The sequence below is a fragment of the Corallococcus sp. M7 genome, from assembly GCF_054512695.1.
Window position 1 is genome coordinate 3187662 of record NZ_CM137252.1, and the last position, 19473, is coordinate 3207134.

Genomic DNA, 19473 nt, shown 5'->3' on the forward strand with positions numbered 1-19473 from the left:
AATCCACACTGACCACAGTATTCCGTGGGCAGCCGAGCTGTCATGGGGGCGCCCACCCGGAAGTCCGAGTGAATTCGCGTATCTAGAGGAAGACTTGGGATCCCCGAACAGGCCACCGGAAGGACTCACGGTGTCGCTCAGAGGGGAACCTGCTCGCGGGGTCGTCCCCCCGCCTGGAGGGAGAGCAGGCCGGACGCGGGCCTGCCCTCCACCCGTCACTGACTGCGTTTCAGCCCGCCCTCGCCAGCGGCGGCGGCGGCGCGACCAGCATGGCCGGCGTGGGCACGGTGTAGCCCGCGACCAGGAGGATCTCCGCGATGGCGTCGCTCACGTTGGCCTGCGTGTCGTTGTACTCGGTGGGCTTGCAGAAGATGCACACGGCCAGGACGGGCCCCTGGAGCGTGAACTCCGCGATCTCCACCTGCGGCACGGGCTTCTCCTGGACGCCCTTCACCGAAGCCATGCGATCCACCAGCGCCTGCTGAAGCACCCGCACGTCCACGCCGTGCATCAGCGGCACCTTGACCGTCATCTTGCGGTACGGATGGTGGCTGTAGTTGATGATGTTGTCGCTGAACATCTGGTTGTTGCCCACGGCGATCCGCACGTTGTCCGACGTGTCGAGCGTGGTGACGAACAGGCCGATCTCCTGGACGACGCCCACGACGCCGCCGGCTTCGATCTCCTCGCCCACGCGGAAGGGGCGCAGCACCAGCAGGAAGATGCCCGCGGCGAAGTTGGCCAGCAGCCCGGACCAGGCCGCGCCGATGGCGATACCCGCGGCGGCGATCAGCGCGGCGAAGGACGTGGTCTCCACGCCCATCAGCCCCAGGATGCCGACGATGAGCATCAGCGTGAGCGTGCCGGTGAACAGCGAGCCGACGTAGCGGATCAGCGTGGCGTCCAGCTGCCGCCGCTGCAGGCCCATGTCCAGCACCTTGCGGAAGCCGGCGATGACCGTCCGCCCAATGAACCAGATGAACAGCGCCCCGATGACCTTGAGCAGCAGCGGGAGCGCTTCGGTCAGGGCCATTGACTTCAATTGAACGATGACTTCATCCATGACTCGAACTCCCTTGACCCGGACCGCGTGTGCGCCGTGCCTTTTGCACGGGACCGGCCGGGACATGCAAGTCGGGTTGCCTTGAATCCACACCTGTCCGGGAGGGCAGTCCTGACCCGCCCGGGGTCGTGGTGCCCGGGCCTTGCGTGGAGAGGCCTCCCGGCGGACGTTGCGGCCCATGCGTCTCTTCCCGGTCACGGTCTCGTTGTTGCTGAGCGCCTGCACGGCCTCGCGCGTCGCGGTGCCTCCAGCCACGGGCGAGGAGGTGACGGTCTTCATCCATGGGTACCGCGGGTCGTTCCTCACGACGGCGGACGGCGAGCGCGAGCGGACCTGGGTGTCCGTGGGCGACGTGCTGACGCGCGGGGAGCGTTCGCTGGCGCTGCCGTTTCCCGGTCAGCGGGCGATGCCGGGCTTCGGGCCCCTGGAGGTCGACGGCCCGATGACGCGCTTCACGGTGCTGCCGTGGGTGGCGCGCTACGACATCTACAAGGGCTTCCTGGAGTTCGCGCGCGAGCGGCTGCCGGGCTTCGTCGTCTTCGACTACGACTGGCGGCAGGACAACCGCGTGACGGCGAAGCAGCTGTGCGCGCTGCTGGATTCGCTCGCGGAGGCGCGCGGCGGCCGGGTGAAGGTGAACCTGGTGGCCCACAGCATGGGCGGGCTCGTCACGCTGCACTGCCTGCGCTACGGCACGGGCGACGACACGGGCGAGCCCACGTGGGCGGGGGCGCGGCACGTGAAGCGCGTGGTGTTCCTGGGCACGCCGTTCCGGGGCGCGCCGGGCATGTTCGACGACTTCACCCTGGGCACGCCGGTGGGGCGCAACCGGGCGCTGCTGTCACCGGAGGCGCTCTTCACCTTCGCGTCCGCGTTCCAACTGCTGCCCGCGGAGAGCGACTTCTTCGTGGACGCGAGCGGCCAGCTGGTGACGTTCGATGCCTACCGGCCGGACGCGTGGGTCGACGGCGGGTGGGGCGTGTTCCAGGATCCGGCGGTGCAGAAGCTGCCCGCGTATCGCCAGTGGCTGGAGCGCATGCTGGCGGCGCGCTCGGAGCTGGCGCGGGCGCTCTCCGAGAACGATGGGCCGCCGCCGCCCTTCCGCACGCTGGCGGTGGTGGGCGTGGGGCATCCGTTGATCAAGTCGTTCCGGATCATCAACGGGAAGCCCACGTTCGAGGACCCGGTGCTCGCGGACGGAGATGGTTCGGTCCTGACGACGCGGGCCCTGCCGCCGCAGCCGCTCCACGTGGACCGGCTGGAAACGCAGGCGGACCACGTGGGGATGATGGGCGACGAGGAGGTCCAGGAGGCCGTCGCGCGCTTCGTCACCGGCGACTGAAGCGGGGCGGCTCAGTCGCCCTGGATGGCGGCCTGCCAGTCGCCGTCCACGGAGATGCCCACGCGCATGCCGATGTAGCTCTTCTCCTTGCGCATGTCGGTGATCATCTCGTCCGGGTAGATGCCCTTGAGCAGCGCGAAGTCCGCGTCGGTGGCGCCTTCACGGAAGGCGGTGGGCCACCAGTAGAGGTTGCCCTCCTGGTAGAAGGGGAGGTTGAGGACGTGGACCAGCCGCGCCAGCACCGGCTGCGGGCTGTCCTTCCACTCCTCCTGGATGCGCCAGGTGGTGGCCATGTCCTGGTCGGGGTCGTAGGAGAAGCGCACGCTCTTGCCCTTCTCGTCCCCCAGCTTCTGGAGCCCCGCGTAGTCGCACGCCACGGCGGCCTTGATGATGCGCTCGCGCATGGACGCCACGGCCGGCGGCAGGGGCGTGGCGGTGGGCTTGGGGATGGGGCTCAGCCGGCTCGCCGAGCACGACGCCGCAGCCGGGGCGCTCGGCTTGGCGGCAGGCGGGGCAGGGGGAGGGGCGGGCTTGGGCGGGGTGGGCATGGTCGGGCTCGGGGCGGGGGACGCCGCGGGCGTCCGGGGTGACTCCGTGCAGGCCAGGCAGGCGACGAGGAGACAGGCGGATAGCAGGGGAGCGCGGTTCATGTCGCCGGGTCTAGTCCATGGCAGGTCAGGATTGCGTGCTTGCGTCGTCTGGGGACTTCGGTTACTCCTCCCACACCGGAAAGCGGTTCTGCGCGATTAGCTCAGCTGGATAGAGCGTTGGCCTCCGGAGCCAAAGGCCGCAGGTTCGAATCCTGCATCGCGCGCAGACGTAAGGGCCCGGAATCACTGGGGAAATCCCAGGGGTTCCGGGCCTTTGCCTTTGGGCCCCTCCCAGCTCCGTCCGAAGCGGGCCAGGCAATGCCAGACCTTCTTGAGGGCCTGGGGATCGACCGACGCGTCCGCGCGTGCCCGTCCAAGAATGAACGGTGTGAGGCGTTCATCGTCCGCGAGCTGCTCCGCGAGCCGGAGGATGTCGTCACCCCGGTAGCTCGTGTGAGGCCGCAGCTCATCCAGCGTGACGGCGTAGCCCGGATGCCACTCCACGCGGACGCCCAGCGCGCGCGCTTCGTCCTCGATGAGGGTCCCCTCGTAGCTGGGGTCGAGCACCAGGGCCTCGATGTCCTCTGGAATCCGGAGGTCGCCATGGACGTGGGCCTCGACGTAGCCGTCCAGCGGATCCTCGAACGGCGTGGCCTCCGCCAGGCCAATCAGCGCCATCCGCTCGGAGGTCCCGAAGGACGTGGGCTCGAAGACGCTGTCCGGGAAGCAGAAGCTGGAGCGGTCCAGCGCCGCCTCCGTCAGCCGGAAGTAGCTGGAGCCGAAGCGGGGTGAACCGCCGTAAGCATCGCCGCGGAAGTTCAGCGAGCCGTACTTGGGGCGCTCGCTGCCGTGGCGCGCGTCGTAGAAGCCATTGAAGAGACGGCTCTCCCACCGCCAGCGGGCTCCGTCGGGAAACGCCGTGAGCCCGCCGTTGCTCGTGCGCGTCTCGAACTGGGAGCGGTACCGGCCGTCACGCCGCATCGCGGTCAGGATGCCGGCTCCCTCGAAGAGGACATCCGGGTGGAAGTGCAGGGTGACCCGAAGCCGGCGATCCATGGGGCCGCCCCGGGCCTGTTGGTGGACATGCTCCAGGGCGGGATGACGCGAGCGCATGGCCGGCTCAGACGCCCGTCACCTGGCGGATGAACGCGAGCATCCGCGAACACGTCGTGTCCAGGTCCATGTGCGCCTCGGCCATGCGGCGCGACTCGCTCCCCATGGCCGCGAGCGTCTCCGGGTGCTGCACCAGCGTGTCCAGCGTGTTCGCCAGCGCCGCGTAGTCGCCCACCGGCACGATGCGCCCGTCCACGCCGTCGCGCACCAGCTCGCCCACGCCGCCCGCGGGCGTCGACACCACCGCCAGGCCCGCGGCCTTGGCTTCCGCGATGGCCCAGGACGACATGTCCGCCATCGTCGGCAGCACGAAGAGGTCCGCCGCCTGCGCCAGGCCAATCAGCTCCGGTGAGTTCGGCTGCACGCCCACGTGGACGCGCACCCCCGGCGGCGCTTCGAAGGGCGTGGACGTCACCAGGTCCAGGTGCCAGCCCCTACGCCGCGTCTCCCGCGCCCAGCGCAGGAGCAGCTTGCCGCCCTTGCGCCCCAGGTCGCCTCCCACGAAGAGCAGCCGCACCACGCCGTCCCGGGGCTTCTTCTCCGGCGCGGGCCGCCACAGCGCCGTGTCCACGCTGGGCCAGACGACGTGCACGCTCTCGTCGGGCACGCCGTACTCCTCCACCAGCGAGCGCTTGGTGAACCGCGAGAAGGACAGCATCCCCTTCGCGATGGCGTACGTGCGCCGGTGCAGCGCGTTCTTCGCCCGGCCCACCCAGCCCCCGTGCTGCGTGCGCAGGCCGTAGTAGCGCAGGTAGTCCTCCAGCCCGCTCGGCGTGGCGTCCGTGGAGATGACGCTGGGCACGCGGCGCATGAAGTCGTGCGCCAGGTGCGCCAGCCGCTGCGTGTGCACCACCGCGGCCCGCACCGGCTCCCGCGCGGAGGCCTGGTTCAGCGCGCTGCGTGCCCGCAGCCCTCCGCGCACCGACAGCCGCGAGCGCACCAGCGGCAGCTGCTCCCAGACGTCATCCGCGTGCTCGTCGATGGGCAGCCACACCGGGACGATGTCGTTGCGCCGCGCCATTGCGCGCTTGAGGTTGTCCAGGAACACCGCGTTGCCGAGCGTCGTCTCGATGGCGAACGCGATGCGTGGGGGCGATGACGACATCCGCTGCGCAATCCTCCCGGGGCCGGGGTGTCCCATCCGGGGTTATAACGACCCGGTGCGTCATCACCAATAGCCTGGCGGGGTGCGCGTCTGGATTCACACGGAGGAGGTAGTCCCTGACGTCACGCCTCCGGCTGCACGGGCTGCTCCGGCAGGTGGAAGCGCACCTCGTGCACGCGGCGCGGTGACGCCTCCAGCACCTCCAGCACCGTGCCGTCCGGCATGGACAGCTTCGTGCCCGGCTCCGGGATGGCGCCTCCCGCGAGCGCGATGCACAGGCCCGCGACGGTGGAGTAGTCCTCGCTCTCCTCCAGCTCCAGCCCCAGCGCGCGGTTCACCTCGCGCAGGCTCGCCTCGCCCTGCACCACCGCGACGGTGGGGCCCTCGCGCCGCACCAGCACCTCTGGTGTCTCGGACTCGCTGAGGATGTCCCCCACGAGCTCCTCCACCAGGTCCTCCACCGTCACCAGCCCCACCACGCCGCCGTGCTCATCCACCACCACGGCCAACTGCATCCGCCGGCGCTGTAGCTCCTTCATCGCCGCGATGGCGCGCATGGACTCCACCAGGAACAGCGGTGGGCGCAGCACGTCCTCCAGCACGATGAGGTGGCCCTCCCAGGCCACGCCCAGCAGGTCCTTGGCCACGATGTAGCCCACCACGTTGTCGATGGTGCCCTCGTACACCGGCATCCGTGAGTGCCCGTGCTCCAGCAGCACCTGGCGGATCTCCTCGTTGCTGGCGTGCCGGCGCAACGCGACGATGTGCTCGCGCGTCACCATCACCTCGCCCAGCGTCAAATCCCCCAGCTCGAAGGCTCGCGACGCAATCTCCCCCGCGCGCGGATCCAACGTGCCCTGCTTCGACGCCTCCTCCACCAGCTGCATCAACTCATCGGGAGACAGGCGCGACTCGGAGAAGTTCGTCTTGTCCCCGAAGAGCTTCAGCACCACGTTGGAGCTCGCGGTGAGGAACCACACCAGGGGCCGCATCACCCACGCCAATGCCTTGAGCGGCCGGCCCAGGGTCAGCGCGTACTGCTCGGAGAAGCGCAGCGCCAGGGACTTGGGCACCAGCTCTCCCAGCACCAGCGACAGGTACGACACCAGCGCGACCACCAGCGCGAACGCCACCTGGCTCGCCGTGGCCTCCGGCACGCCCATTCCGGCCAGCACCCCGGAAAGCCGCTGCGCGATGCTCGCGCCGCCGAAGGCCGCCGCCGTGGAGCCAATCACCGTGATGCCAATCTGCACCGTGGCGAGCAGCCGCTCCGGATCATCCCGCAGCGCCGCCACCGCCTTCGCGGACTTGCTGCCCTGATCCAGCAGCTCCTTCAGCCGCGTCTTGCGCACGGACAGCAGTCCCAGCTCGGCGCCCGCGAAGACGCCATTGGCCAGGACCAGCAAGAGGATGATGACGAGCTCCGTGACGATGGCGGACCTCCCGGCTGGACCCACCCCGCCTCATGGCGGCGGGTGACGCCTCCCGTCCTACACCCCCAGCGATTGCAGGAGGAGCGACAATTGGTCGCGACTCGCTCCCTTGGGCAGGTAGTAGTGGGGACCGGACATGAGTGCGCTACCCACATCCTGCGCCGCCGCGGAGGTGAGGAAGACGATGCGCGGGTTGGTGGCCGCGCGAGGCAGCTTCTCCACCACCTCCAGGCCGCTCATCCCCGGCATGTTCAGGTCCAGCAGCATGACCCCGAAGCGCTCGCCCCGCTTGAGCGAGTCGAGCGCCTCCTGTCCGTCCGCTGCCTCGGTCGTCTCATAGCCGAGGTCCTCCAGGCTCACCCGGAGGAACTCCCTCCAGTCCGCGTCGTCGTCCACGACCAGGACCTTCCGAGCCCCATCATCCAGCGCGAGTCTCCCCAAGCATCCTCCTGACCTGGGGAGAACCTTCCGGGGACCCGCTGGCATTCGCGGGACATGTACTCAGGGACAGGCTCCAGCAGGCAGCCAGGCAGGCCCTAGAACAGCGCCATGCCCAGCTGGCCCACCAGGTACTGGAGGGCAGGCCTGACGTTGTGGACCGCCGTGCGCGGCTTCGCCGGCTCCGACGCCTGGCACCACGCGGGCTCGCCCACCAGCCGGCCAGCCATGTGGCTGAAGACGCGGAAGCGGCCCAGGTCCGTGCTGCTGCCCGAGTTGTAGACGCGCAAGGAGCGTTCGCCCGGGGTGCCCAGGTCCGCTTCGCTGGGGATGTGCCGGTGGCCGTGCAGCACCAGGTCGGCCCGGCCGCCCACGCGCTCCAGCAGTCGGCTTCCCAACGCGAGCTCCGACGCGTGGGGCAGTCCGAACTTCGTGGCGATCCACTCCGGGAAGCTCTCCAGCGGCAGCGGCATCACGTGGTGGTGCAGCAGCACCGCGACCAGCGCGTCCTTCGGTGCGTGCTCCAGCGCGCGGTCCACTTCGTCCACGACGCCTTCCGTCAGTTCGCCATGGCTGTGGAAATAGTTGCGGTTGTGCTCACCGGTGGAGTCCACGCAGACCAGGAAGAGGCCCGCCTTCTCCACCGTGTGGACCTTGCGACCCTCCATGAACCCGCTGCCCACATCCTCGCCGGGCCGGTCATGGTTGCCGGGGATGAAGGTGAGGCGTCCGGTCTCCATCCAGGGAGAGAAGTGTTCACGGAAGCGCTGGAACTCGGCGTGGGATCCGCGGTGCGTGAGGTCTCCCGTCACCACCACATGATCCACCTCCTGCGCCGCCAGGGCCTTCACCAAGGACGACGCCGACGCGTCGCTCTCGCGGCTCATGTCCAGGTGAAGATCCGAAAGATGCGCCAGCTTCAGGGAGGGCATGCTGAAGGAGATAGGCATCGGTTCTTCGAGCGGCGAGGGTTGCTGTACGAAGGTTCGTCAAAAGTTGGGCCAGCGTCGTTCACCCCACCCCGTTGCTGGGGATCCACTCCGTCGCGGGAGTGCCACGAGCGCGCATCGGCACCAGGCGCGTGCCTGACACCACGCGCAAACGCGTGCCGCGCCAGTCCACCGTGCGCCGGAACGCTCCGTGCCACCACGCGGCGAAGAGCAGCGCGTCCTTCACCAGCACCGCGGGCGCGGCGCGCCAGGACACCGGCTGGGGCCGCAGCGAGCGGAACACCGCCACGTCCACCCAGACCTTGCCCAGCACCACCGCCAGCGCCGCCAGCCCCGTGAGCGCGGACGGGTGGATCAACGCGCCCAGCACCGCGAGCGGAACCGGGTTGAGGAGCGCCTGCGCCACGTACGTCGAAGGCGATACCGCTGTGCGGTGGATGACGCTCCAGCGCAGGTAGCGCTGGAAGAAGGCGTCCACGCTCTTGCGAAGGGACACGTTGAAGACAGGGGCGTGCGCCAGCACCACGCGCTTGCCCAGCTTGCGCGTCACCCACTGGCCGATGACGTAGTCCTCCGCCAGCACGTCCTTCACGGAGAAGAAGCCGCCCAGCGCCTCCACGTCCTCGCGGCGCAGCGCCATGGACTTGCCCACCACGATGTCCCGGTCCGCCACGTGCTTCGCGGCGATCATCCCCGCCGCCGCGCTGGAGGACAGGTGCAGGTTGTCCAGGAGCGAACCGAAGGTCTTCTCACCCAGTCCCGCCACCGGGTGCGTGACGCAGCCCACCGTGGGGTCCTCGAAGGCCGCGGCGATCTCCTCCAGGTAGTTGTCCCCCACGCGGGTGTTGCTGTCGCTCACCACCCACAGGTCGAAGCGGACCTCGGACGACAGCGTCACCAGCTGGTTCACCTTGGGGTTGAGGCCGGGCTCGCCCTCCTGGAGCACCACGCGCATGACGTGGGGCCACTTCGCCTGCGCGGCCCGCGCCACGGCCCAGGCCGGGTCCCGTGCGTCCTTCACGCCCAGCAGCACCTCGTAGTGGGGGTAGGGCAGCCGCGCGAACTGGGCCAGGTTCGCTTCCAGGTCGTCATCCACGCCACACAGCGGCTTGAGGATGGACAGGCCGGGCTGGTGCGTGGGGGCTTGGGGGACGGTGCGGCGGTGGCGGCGCACGAACAGCGCCTGGAGGAGGAGGGCGACGAGGCCCACTGCGGACGCGGCCAGGAGGAGGCTGGAGGCGATGAGCATGTCGCCACCCTAGAAGCCTCACAAGGCGGGACCGGGGCGGCGGGGCGGCGGGACGGCCAACTCGCCGTGACACCCCGGTGAAGCCGCCTACTCCAGGTCGCGGCTGCGCGGGTGGCGCACGTCCTTGCCGCGCACCATGTAGATGACCATCTCCGCCACGTTGAGCGCGTGGTCGCCAATGCGCTCCAGGTGCTTCGCGATGAACATCAACGCCGTGGCCCGGCGGATGTTGCGCGAGTCCTCCATCATGTACGCCAGCAGCTCGTTGAAGATCTTGAGGAAGAGGGCATCCAGCAGGTCATCCCCCTTGAGGACGTCCTCCGCCTTGGCCGCGTCTCCGGACACGAACGCGTCCAGGGCCTTCTTCACCTGCTGCTGCGCCAATTCCGCCAGCTTCGGCGTGTCCACGTAGGGCGCCAGGGGCGGCACCTGGTTCAGGTCCATGGCGCGCTCGGCGATGTTCACCGCCAGGTCGCCAATGCGCTCCAGGTCGGTGACGATCTTCAGCGCCGTGGTGATGAGGCGCAGGTCGGACGCGGCCGGCTGGCGCAGCGCGAGGATGCGGCGGCACAGGTCGTCGATGTCGACCTCCAGCCGGTTCACCTCTCGGTCGGCGCCCACGACCTGCTCCGCCAGCGCCGAGTCGCGGTCGGTGAGGGCGCGGGTGCTCTGCGAGATGAGGGCCTCCACCTTGGCCCCCATGGCGAGCAGCTTCTCGCGCAGGTTGCGCAGGTCCTGCTCGAATGCCTTGTCGGTGTGCGTGGCCGCCATGTCGTCCTGTTCCGCCTTCCGGGGGCTCAGCCGAACTTCCCGGTGACGTAGTCCTCCGTGCGCTTCTCTTGGGGGTTGGTGAAGATCTGCTCCGTGGGGCCGCACTCCACCAATTCGCCCATGTAGAAGAAAGCCGTGCGGTCGCTCACGCGCGCGGCCTGCTGCATGTTGTGGGTCACGATGGCGATGGTGTACGTGGCCTTGAGCTCGTGGATGAGCTCCTCGATCTTCGCCGTGGCGATGGGGTCCAGCGCGGACGCGGGCTCGTCCATCAGCAGCACCTCCGGCTCCACCGCCAGGGCGCGCGCGATGCACAGGCGCTGCTGCTGGCCGCCGGACAGGCCCAGGGCGCTCTCATCCAGCCGGTCCTTCACCTCGTCCCACAGCGCGGCGCCGCGCAGGGACTTCTCCACGCGCGCGGCGAGCTTCGCCTTGTCCTTGAGGCCGCCCACGCGCAGGCCGTAGGCGACGTTCTCGAAGATGGACTTGGGGAAGGGGTTGGACTTCTGGAACACCATGCCCACGCGCCGGCGCAGGTCCACCACGTCCAGGGCGCGGTCGTGGATGCTGCGGCCGTCCAGGAACACGCTGCCGTCGTGGCTGGCCCCCGGGATGAGGTCGTTCATCCGGTTGAGCGAGCGCAGGAAGGTGGACTTGCCGCAGCCGGACGGGCCGATGAGCGCCGTCACCTTGTGCTCGGGGATGGCCAGGCTCACCTGCTTGATGGCCACCTTGCTGCCGTAGCGCAGGGTGAGCTCGCGGGCTTCCATCTTGTTGCGCGGCGTGGCGGAGGAGAGGGGCATGGGATGAAGAGCGTCAGTGTCCGGCCGCGGCCTTGCGGCGCGTGCGCGTGCGGATGAGGACCGCGACCAGGTTCAGGGCGAAGGTGAGCAGCAGCAGCACCAGCACCGTCGCATAGAGCAGCGGGCGGGTGGCCTCCACGTCCGGCGACTGCGTGGCTAGCACGTAGGTGTGGTAGCCCAGGTGCATGAACTGCGAGTTCAGGCTCGTGGGCAGGTCCGGCAGGAAGTACGCCGCGCCGGTGAAGAGGATGGGGGCCACCTCCCCCGCGCCTCGGGAGACGGCCAGCACCGCGCCGGTGAGGATGCCCGGCAGCGCGCCCGGCAGCACCACCCGCGCCAGCGTCTGCGACTGGGTGGCCCCCAGCGCGAGGCTCGCGGTGCGCTGCTCCTGGGGCACGGCGCGCAGCGCCTCCTCCGTGGAGACGATGACGACGGGCAGGGTGAGCACCGCCAGCGTGAGCGACGCCCAGAGGATGCCCGGCTGGGCCCAGTGCAGCTCCTCGTAGCCCAGCGCGTGGTCCAGGCCCTTGCCCACGAAGAGGATGAAGAAGCCCAGGCCGAAGAGGCCGAACACGATGGAGGGCACGCCCGCCAGGTTCGCCACCGCCACGCGCACCGCGCGGGCCAGGAGGCTGGAGGGCGGCGCGTACTCGTGCAGGTACACCGCCGTCAGCACGCCCACCGGCATCACCGCCAGGGTCATCAGCAGCGTGAGCGCCGCGGTGCCGAAGAGGGCGGGGAAGATGCCGCCGCCCATCATCCCGTCCGTGGGCGACTGGGAGAGGAACTGCCAGGACAGGTGGCTCCAGCCGCCCTGGACGACATCCAGGAGGATGAGGGCCAGCATGGCCACCATGATGACCGCGGCCAGCCCCGTGAGGGACACGAGCGACAGGCCCACGACCTTGCGTGTGGCGTGCTTCACCCCGCACCTCCCTTGAGCCGCTGGATGACCTTCTTCGTCCACATCCCCGCCAGCAGGTTGAGGATGAAGGTGAAGAGGAACAGCTCCACGCCGATGAAGAAGAGCAGCGCGTAGTGCGGGCTGCCCACCACCACCTCGCCCATCTCCGCGGCGATGGTGGCGGACAGCGAACGCACGGAGTCCCCCAGGTTCCAGGACACGATGGCCGCGTTGCCAGAGGCCATGAGGACGATCATCGTCTCACCGATGGCGCGCCCGAAGCCCAGCACGCACGCGGCGAGGATGCCGGGGGCCGCGGCCGGGAGCACCACCTTCCACGCGGTCTCCCAGGGCGTGGCGCCCAGCGCCAGGGACGCCTCCCGGTAGCTGCGCGGCACGGCGGTGAGCGCGTCCTCGGTCACCGTGAAGATGACCGGCACGATGGCCAGCGCCAGGCCCAGCCCCGCCACCACGGCGTTGAGCCGGGAGGTGAAGCCGAACGTCTCCTGGAGGAAGGAGGCCATGACCATCAGGGCGAAGAAGCCCAGCACCACGGACGGGATGCCGGCGAGCAGCTCGATGGTGGGCTTGAGGACTTCACGCAGGCGGCGGGGGGCGAACTCCGCGGCGAACAGCGCGCCGAAGATGCCCAGGGGCACGGCCACCAGCATGGACACGGCCGTCGTCTTCAGCGTGCCGATGAAGAGCGGGATCATGCTGACCTTGGGCACGCCGGACACCGGCTGCCACACGTAGCCCAGCGGCTTTCCCTTCCGCACCATCTGCGGGAGGAACATCTTGGAGAAGCTGGCCTCCTCGCGGGCCGCCGCGTCGGTGACGAGCGTCAGGGCCTCTTTCGCCACGAAGACGAGGATGAGCACCAGCGCGGCGATGCCCGTGAAAGCCACCGCCGTGATGATGCCGGCGATGGCCTTCTCCTTCAGCTGGCGCCGGCGTGCCGCGGGCGACAGCATGGGCAGCGCCACGGGGGGCGCGAGGTCCTGCTCCTGCATGACGGCCTGTCTATCCAACATGGGACTCCCGCGCCGGGTGACAATCGCGTGACGCCAACTACTTCACAGGGAAGTATCCGACCTGGGTGACGATGGCCTGGCCCTCGGGGGACAGCGCGAAGTCGATGAAGGCCTTCACCTCGCCCGCGGGCGCCTTGCCCAGGTAGAAGAACAGGTCGCGCGACAGCGGGTACTTGCCGCTCTTCACGTTCTCCGCGCTGGGGGCGAAGGCCTCGTTGCCCTTCTTCACCTTCAGCTCCTTGATGCCCTTGCCGTACGCGGCGCCGCCGTAGCCGATGCCGTTCTTCTCCTTGGCCACCGCGTTGACCACCGCGGCCGTGCCGGGGAGCGTCTGCGCCTCCGGGGCGAAGTCCTCGCCGCCCAGCACGTGGTCCTTCACGAAGACATAGGTGCCGGAGGAGTTCTCACGCGAGTACGGGACGATGGGGGCGTCCTGCCCGCCCACGTCCTTCCAGTTCGTCGTGTCGCCCAGATAGATGGCCTTGAGCTGCTCCGCGGAGAGCGCGTCCACCTTGTTGGTCTCGTTGACGTAGAAGGTGACGCCGTCCTTGGCCACGGACAGCGCGGTGGGCGCGGCCTTGTACTTGGCCTTCACCGCGTCCGACTCCGCCTTCTTGATCTCGCGGCTGGACATGGCGATGTCGGTGGTGCCGTTCTGCAGGGCCGCCAGGCCCGTGCCGGAGCCGCCGCCCGTCACTTGAATCTTGGTGGCGGGGTTCTTCTTCATGAACGCCTCCGCCCAGCGCTGGGCGAGGATGACCATGGTGTCCGAGCCCTTCACCGTCACCGTGCCTGCCTGGGCGGTCAGCGGGAGGACGGCGAGCCCGAAGGCGACGAAGCTTGAGAGCAGAGTCTTCTTCATGAGGTGTCTCCTCCCCGAAGGGTCGAGGTCGCGTGACGATCTATGGACCCGATGTGGCCGTTTGACGGCCCTCGTGTGACAAATGGGTAACGGAAGGGAGCCCCTGGCTACCCGGCCGCCGGATCCACGATGCGGTAGCCCACGCCGCGCACCGTCTCCAGGAGGGCGCGGGCAGGGCCCAGCTTGTCGCGCAGGCGCATCACGTGCGTGTCGATGGTGCGCGTCTCCAGGGCGCTGGACAGGCCCCAGACCTGTTCCAGAAGTTGTTCACGCGTCTGCACCCGGCCCAGCCGGGCCATGAGGTACTCCAGCAGGCGGAACTCCAGCGCGGTGAGGGGCGTCTCCTTCTCCTCCACGAAGAAGCGGTGCTGGGTGACGTCCAGGCGCAGGGGGCCCAGCGCCAGGGGCGGGCTGCCCTCCTGGGGCGAGGACGTGCGCCGGAGGATGGCCTTGAGCCGCAGCACCAGCTCGCGCACGGAGAAGGGCTTGACGACATAGTCGTCCGCGCCGACCTCGAAGCCTCGGATGCGGTCCGCCTCCTCGCTCTTCGCGGTGAGCATGACGATGAGCACGTCACGCAGGCGGGGATTGGCGCGCAGGTGGCGGCAGACCTCGATGCCGGACAGGTCCGGCAGCATCAGGTCCAGCAGCACCACGTCCGGGGTCCTGCTCGCGCGCGGCGGTGAGCGCCGCCTCCCCGGTGAAGGCCACGCGGGTGGTGAAGCCCGCGCCGCGCAGGTTGAAGTCGATGAGCTCCGCAAGGTCGCGCTCGTCGTCGACGATGAGTACGTGGGACATGGCGGGCACGTACTGTGCGCGCATCGCTTCGCGCCTACGTGACGCGCCGGCAACAAGTGCGTCACGTCCGTCACGGAACGGTGTGCGCGGATACGACGGGCGCGGACGGGCCCCCGGAGAGAAGGGGGACGGGGGCCGTCCGCGCCGCTTGTCCTCGCCCGGGCTGCGCGAGGCCACCTTCGGCGTACGGCCTGGCGCATCCGCGCCGTGGCCGCCGCCAGTTCATTCGTTGGGCACCGCCCGCATGACGGCGTCCACGCTGCTCTCAAGGGCTTGAGGGCGCGGGGGACGGCGGACGTCAGACGGCGGCTGCTTCGTCCAGGGCACCACGGCGCGGCAATTGTCTGCGGCGCAGCGCGATGCCTGGCGCATCCGGAGCGTCAGGCGGGGCCATGGAGGCCACGCCGCGCAGGGCGGGCCGGAGCGAGGCGAGGAACGCGGCGAGGCCGCATTCGATGGGGACCGGTTCGATGAACAGGCCGCCCGAACGGCGGTGCTTCTCCGCGAAGACCTTGATGCCGACGTCGGCACGGGGATGGTCTTCCTCGAAGGGGCCCTGATTGCCCTGCCCCTGGCTCATGGGGACGATGGGCGTGAAGGGCTTCGCGAGCGCCATCACCCCGGGCAGGAACCCGAGCCCGATGACGAGCAGGGCCATCAGCTTCAGCTTCAGCAGGTGGCCCACGCGTGCCACGAACGACGCGCGCGCTCTCTCCAGGCCGTGTCCGGCACCGGGAACCGCGAGGGCTGTGACGTGGGGTGCATGCATGATTCGCCGAAGCGCGAACATCCTAATGCAACGGCTCTTCCGGCATGGGACCAAACCCCGGAAAAACACGCCCGTCACCCGTAAGGATGGCTCATGGGCGCCGCAGAGGCCGCCCCGGCGCCGCCATCCATTGCAGGCTGAAGACGCGCCCTTCGGGGCGCAGGGCGACGGCGCAGCCCTTGCGGAGCTTGTCCGGCAGGGCATGGCCCAGCGCGAGCGCGGCGGCGCGCTCCAGCGAGGGGTTGTGTCCCACCAGCGCCCAGCCCGGGCCCACGTCACGCGCGAGCTTGAGCACGTTGCGGGCCGCGCCCTTCATGGGGACGAGCGCGGGGTGGACCTCCACATGGGACAGGCCGAGCGCGTCCGCGAGCAGCTCCGCGGTCTGCACCGCGCGCACCAGGGGGCTGGTGATGATGCCCATGAGCGGCGTGAGGCGCGTGAGCTTCTTCGCGTGCTGACGGAAGGCGGCGCGGCCCTGGGGCGTGAGGGCGCGGGCCTCGTCGCCCAGGGCGTGGGAGTCCTCGGCCACGGCGTGGCGCACGAGGAGGAGGGGCAGGTCGCGTTCGGCCATGGGCGCGCGTTGTAGTGCGTTTCGCGCCCGCGTGGATGTGACGAACGGGTGGACTGCTGAGTGGACTACTCCACACCGCCCAGGAGGAAGGCGAGCAGGAGCAGCGCGAGCACTCCGGTGGTGATGGCGGCGAAGGTGCGGTCCTTCTGCGCGCGGAAGATGCCCAGCGACAGGGCCACGCGCAGCACGGGCACGGTGATCATCACCAGGAGCCCCGCCATCACGAAGGACTGGCCGCGCACGGCCATGACGCCCTCGAAGACGTCCGTCAGTTGGTGCGGCGCGGAGTCCGGGTCGGTGAGGCGCTGGAGCGCGTCCGGTGACGAGAAGTAGTCCGGGTGGCGGAAGAAGGTCATCACCATGCCGCAGGTGACGAGCGACAGGCTGAGCAGCACGCCGCCGCGCAACAGCTGGCTGATGAGCAGCTCCGGCGTGAGGGGCACCACCTCGTCCTGCGCGACGGTGGTGGTCGTCGTCTCTGGAGAAGACGGAGGCTCGGCGCTCATCCGCGTATCCCCTTGGACAGCATCTCGTACGACACCCACAGCAGGACGGCCACGAAGAGCATGCGCAGGGACCCGCTCTTGAGCTTCGTCAGGTAGCGCGAGCCCGCGAACGCGCCCAGCGTGACGCCCACGCAGACGGGGCCGGCGATGAACGGGTCGATGTCCCCGCGCGCGAAGTAGATGCCCGCGCTGGCCGCCGCCGTGACGCCAATCATGAAGTTGCTGGTGGCGGTGGAGACCTTGATGGGCAGCCCCATCGCCAGGTCCATGGCCGGCACCTTCAGCGCGCCGGAGCCGATGCCGAGCAGCCCGCTCACCGTGCCCGCGATGTACATGAGCCCCAGGCCCACGAGCGGCCGGTGCACGCGGTACGTCACCTCACCGCCGGTGGACACGTCGTAGTAGCTGCCATGCAGCGCGAGCCGGTCCGCGATGGCATCCGGCGGAGGCTCTTCGCGGGGGCTGCCGTCCTCGCGCAGCTTGCGCAGCATCGCGAGCGCCGAATAGGCCATCACCGCGCCGAAGAGGAAGTACAGCGCGCGGCCGCCCACCATGCCCGCGAGCATCGCGCCCGTGACGGCGCCCGCCACGGTGGCCAGCTCCAGGAACATGGCCACGCGCATGTTGGCCAGGCCGTCGCGCACGTACGCCGCCGCCGCGCCGCTGGACGTGGCGATGACGGACACGATGGAGGCTCCCACCGCGTAGCGGATGTCCACCTTGAGCACGAGCGTGAGGACGGGGATGAGGATGAGGCCACCGCCCAGACCCAGCAGCGAACCCAGCAGGCCCGCTCCAATGGAGACGCACAGCACGATGGCGACGAAGTTGAACGGAGTGGCGTCCAAGGCGGCGGCCATCTTCCTCCCGGCCATCCCGCATGCAAGCGCTTCACGCGCAGCCCGGCTGGCTGCCCGCCCTGGACCGTCCCTCCAGGGCGAGGTGACAGTGGACCCTCAACGTTGGCGGGGCGCGTCGGACGGCTTCGAATCGTGTGCCGGAGGCGTGTCCGGGGGCTGGGGGATGGGCCAACCCTGGAAGAGCGGCCAGCCCCGGTAGGGGTTGCCCCGGGTGGGCTCTTCTTCCGTGGGTTCTGGTCCTTCAGGACGGTGCTGACCGGGGCGGGGTGGGGTGCGCAGCAGCACCCACGTCAGCACGACGCACAGCAGGCTCATCACGACGATGCTCCACGCGCGCGTGCGGGGCTCCAGCTCCATCTAGAAGCGCCCCCGCTTGAGCAGGTCGCCCTTGGACAGTGAACCCAGCAGGTGACGGCGTCCGTCCACCACGGGCAGCCGGTCCAGCTCCGTGTGACCGAACCGCGCGGCCACCTCCGAAAGGGACAGGTCCGGGGTGATGGGTTGCACGCTCGTGTCCATCACGTCCGCGGCCACGGTGGCCTGGAGCAGCGAGTGGTCCGGCAGGTGGCCCTTGAGCGCGTCCAGGGTGATGACGCCCAACAGGCGTCCCTCCGCGTCGGTGACGTAGAGGTCCGCGCCGGCGGGCTGTTCCAGGAGGAGCACCACCACCTCGTCGAAGGGCGCGGAGGGAGGCACCCGCTGCGTGGCCGGTGACAAGAGCGAGCGCACGCCTTCCTCTCGCAGCCAGTGCGGCACGGAGGCGGGGACGCGCACGTCGCGCTTGGCGAGCACGGACGTGTAGAGCGACTCGGGCTCCAGCCGGCGGCTGACGACGGCGGCCACCACCGCGGCGAGCATCAGCGGGAGGATGAGGTCGTAGTCTCCGGTCATCTCGAAGATCATCAGCACCGCGGACACGGACGCATGCGTGGTGCCCGCGAGCACCGCGCCCATGCCGAGCAGCGCGTAGGCCCCGCTGGGTGCCGCGCCGCCCGGGATCGCCCGCTCCACCAGCATCCCGAACGCGCCGCCCAGGAGCGCGCCGAAGAAGAGGGACGGGGTGAAGAGTCCGCCTGGCACTCCCGCGCCCGCGCACAGCGACGTCACCGCCAGCTTCGCCAGGGGCAGGAGGAGCAGCAGCGTGAGGGGCAGCGTCCCGTGCAGCGCCATGTTCACGGAGTCGTAGCCGTTGCCCATGAGGTACGGCCCCGCGATGGCGGTGAGTCCCACCACGGTCATCGCGACCAGCGGCATGAACGGGGTGAGCCACGACGGCAACTTGTCCAGCAGGTCCGACGTGAAGTTGATGCCGCGCACGTAGAGCGCGGAGGCCCCGCCCACGAGCACGCCCAGGAGGATCGCCAGCACCAGCTCACGCGGATGGGTGAGGGCGTAGTGGGGAATGACGTAGCTGGGGTGATCCGCGATGAGCGTGCGCGACACGAGCGTCGCCACCACGCATGACACGACGATGGGGCCGAAGAGCTCCAGCGCGAAGCTGCCCAGCAGCACCTCCAGGCCGAAGAGGGCCGCGCCGATGGGGACGTTGTACGCGGACGCGATGCCCGCCGAAGCGCCGCATGCCACCAGCACGCGCGCCTGGCCCGGCCCCAGCCGCAGCCATCCGGACAGCGCGGATCCACTGGCCGCGCCCGTCTGGAGGAGCGCGCCCTCGCGGCCCAGCGGAGCCCCCAGCGCCACCGCGATGATGGACACGAAGCCGCGCAACAGCGCGCGAGGGAAGGGCAGCCGGCCGGACTTCACCCAGATGGACTCGATGATGCCCGCGGTGCCGTGGCCGCGCAGGGGCTGGCCCACCACCAGGGACACCAGCGTCACCAGCGCGCCGCCCAGCACCGGCACCAGGAACCGGCGCCAGCCTGGCGACGCGAGCGCTCCCTCCAGGAAGTGCTCCGTGTTGCTCTGCCAGAACAGGTGCTGGGTGAAGCGAAGCACCGCGAGCAGCGCCACCGCGCCCAGTCCGGAGATGAGGCCCACGCCCACCACCAGCACCCAGAAGCGCCGCTCCTGGCCCAACATGCCCCGGAGGATCCGCCGCAGCCAGGGCGAGGGCTCCCCCGTCCTCAGGTCAGGATGTACGGCGCCGGATGCGGGTTCGGGCAGGGCCTCCACACCTGTCCAATGTACGGAGGCGGGAAGGGCCTTCCCGGGACCGCGCCGCGAATTCCAGCCAAGCCCGTCCGGCTGGCTGCCCTCCGGACGGACTGCCGACCCAATGGCATCCTGGTCGCGCAGTGCTTCGCGCGAGCTGTCGCGTTCCGAAGGGACGGCCTGTCCGATGGAATCCTCGC

Annotated in this window: 20 protein-coding genes, 1 tRNA gene and 1 pseudogene; 2 read left to right on the forward strand and 20 right to left on the reverse strand. The window is 69.8% G+C overall.

Translation table 11 applies throughout. The annotated features are described in order from the left end of the window. Positions 1–229 precede the first annotated feature (229 nt). On the reverse strand, positions 230–1063 hold the full coding sequence (locus ACX114_RS12880; protein ID WP_459297998.1) for a mechanosensitive ion channel family protein: 834 nt from the start codon (positions 1061–1063) through the stop codon (positions 230–232). A gap of 178 nt (positions 1064–1241) precedes the next feature. Between ACX114_RS12880 and ACX114_RS12885 the strand changes: the two genes are divergently transcribed. Beyond that, positions 1242–2405 (forward strand): lipase family alpha/beta hydrolase, encoded by a 1164-nt coding sequence (locus ACX114_RS12885; protein ID WP_459298000.1) that lies wholly within the window; start codon positions 1242–1244, stop codon positions 2403–2405. An 11-nt stretch (positions 2406–2416) separates the two neighbouring features. On the opposite strand, the gene ACX114_RS12890 is transcribed toward ACX114_RS12885, so the two are convergent. After that, positions 2417–2953 (reverse strand): hypothetical protein, encoded by a 537-nt coding sequence (locus tag ACX114_RS12890; RefSeq protein WP_459298002.1) that lies wholly within the window; start codon positions 2951–2953, stop codon positions 2417–2419. A 192-nt stretch (positions 2954–3145) separates the two neighbouring features. Between ACX114_RS12890 and ACX114_RS12895 the strand changes: the two genes are divergently transcribed. Continuing rightward, positions 3146–3219, forward strand: a tRNA-Arg gene (locus ACX114_RS12895). 19 nt (positions 3220–3238) lie between these two features. On the opposite strand, the gene ACX114_RS12900 is transcribed toward ACX114_RS12895, so the two are convergent. The 18 genes and pseudogenes from ACX114_RS12900 to ACX114_RS12985 all read right to left on the reverse strand — a co-directional run bounded on the left by ACX114_RS12900 (position 3239) and on the right by ACX114_RS12985 (position 19201). Beyond that, complete coding sequence (locus ACX114_RS12900) at positions 3239–4051, reverse strand: DUF3626 domain-containing protein (RefSeq protein ID WP_459298004.1); 813 nt, start codon at positions 4049–4051, stop codon at positions 3239–3241. Between the two features lie 64 nt (positions 4052–4115). Next, entirely contained in the window at positions 4116–5213 is a 1098-nt protein-coding gene (locus tag ACX114_RS12905; RefSeq protein WP_459298006.1) for a glycosyltransferase family 4 protein, read from the reverse strand. Between the two features lie 122 nt (positions 5214–5335). Beyond that, complete coding sequence (locus tag ACX114_RS12910; protein WP_459300148.1) at positions 5336–6619, reverse strand: hemolysin family protein; 1284 nt, start codon at positions 6617–6619, stop codon at positions 5336–5338. 84 nt (positions 6620–6703) lie between these two features. Next, positions 6704–7132, reverse strand: a complete 429-nt coding sequence (locus tag ACX114_RS12915; RefSeq protein ID WP_373692153.1) for a response regulator — start codon at positions 7130–7132, stop codon at positions 6704–6706. 50 nt (positions 7133–7182) lie between these two features. Beyond that, positions 7183–8034, reverse strand: coding sequence for a metallophosphoesterase family protein (locus ACX114_RS12920; protein ID WP_459298008.1), 852 nt, complete (start codon positions 8032–8034; stop codon positions 7183–7185). Between the two features lie 61 nt (positions 8035–8095). Further along, entirely contained in the window at positions 8096–9283 is a 1188-nt protein-coding gene (locus ACX114_RS12925; RefSeq protein WP_459298010.1) for a ceramide glucosyltransferase, read from the reverse strand. Positions 9284–9370: 87 nt separating this feature from the next. Continuing rightward, positions 9371–10054 (reverse strand): phosphate signaling complex protein PhoU, encoded by a 684-nt coding sequence (gene phoU / locus ACX114_RS12930; protein ID WP_223743795.1) that lies wholly within the window; start codon positions 10052–10054, stop codon positions 9371–9373. A gap of 26 nt (positions 10055–10080) precedes the next feature. Next, a complete protein-coding gene (gene pstB, locus ACX114_RS12935; RefSeq protein WP_120618959.1) occupies positions 10081–10824 on the reverse strand; it encodes a phosphate ABC transporter ATP-binding protein PstB in 744 nt (247 codons plus the stop codon). Between the two features lie 46 nt (positions 10825–10870). Further along, positions 10871–11782, reverse strand: coding sequence for a phosphate ABC transporter permease PstA (gene pstA / locus ACX114_RS12940; RefSeq protein WP_459298013.1), 912 nt, complete (start codon positions 11780–11782; stop codon positions 10871–10873). Then, complete coding sequence (pstC, locus tag ACX114_RS12945) at positions 11779–12774, reverse strand: phosphate ABC transporter permease subunit PstC (protein WP_459300150.1); 996 nt, start codon at positions 12772–12774, stop codon at positions 11779–11781. The genes pstA and pstC overlap by 4 nt, the downstream gene beginning before the upstream one ends. A 58-nt stretch (positions 12775–12832) precedes the next feature. Further along, positions 12833–13657: a phosphate ABC transporter substrate-binding protein gene (locus ACX114_RS12950; RefSeq protein ID WP_459298015.1), complete on the reverse strand. Its 825-nt coding sequence runs from the start codon at positions 13655–13657 to the stop codon at positions 12833–12835. A 107-nt stretch (positions 13658–13764) separates the two neighbouring features. Further along, a pseudogene (locus ACX114_RS12955) lies at positions 13765–14455 on the reverse strand (response regulator). Positions 14456–14753: 298 nt separating this feature from the next. Next, positions 14754–15149 carry a hypothetical protein gene (locus tag ACX114_RS12960; RefSeq protein ID WP_459298017.1) on the reverse strand — a complete coding sequence of 132 codons (396 nt, stop codon included), beginning with the start codon at positions 15147–15149 and terminating at the stop codon, positions 14754–14756. Between the two features lie 166 nt (positions 15150–15315). Continuing rightward, the gene (locus ACX114_RS12965; RefSeq protein ID WP_459298019.1) at positions 15316–15795 is read right to left on the reverse strand and encodes a SixA phosphatase family protein; all 480 of its coding nucleotides are present in this window, start codon (positions 15793–15795) and stop codon (positions 15316–15318) included. Between the two features lie 65 nt (positions 15796–15860). Then, complete coding sequence (locus ACX114_RS12970; RefSeq protein WP_459298021.1) at positions 15861–16301, reverse strand: DUF1634 domain-containing protein; 441 nt, start codon at positions 16299–16301, stop codon at positions 15861–15863. After that, the gene (locus tag ACX114_RS12975; protein WP_459298023.1) at positions 16298–17161 is read right to left on the reverse strand and encodes a sulfite exporter TauE/SafE family protein; all 864 of its coding nucleotides are present in this window, start codon (positions 17159–17161) and stop codon (positions 16298–16300) included. Before ACX114_RS12975 ends, ACX114_RS12970 begins: the two co-directional genes overlap by 4 nt. A gap of 96 nt (positions 17162–17257) precedes the next feature. Beyond that, on the reverse strand, positions 17258–17518 hold the full coding sequence (locus ACX114_RS12980) for a hypothetical protein (protein WP_459298025.1): 261 nt from the start codon (positions 17516–17518) through the stop codon (positions 17258–17260). Beyond that, positions 17519–19201 (reverse strand): chloride channel protein, encoded by a 1683-nt coding sequence (locus tag ACX114_RS12985; RefSeq protein WP_459298027.1) that lies wholly within the window; start codon positions 19199–19201, stop codon positions 17519–17521. Positions 19202–19473: the final 272 nt, after the last annotated feature.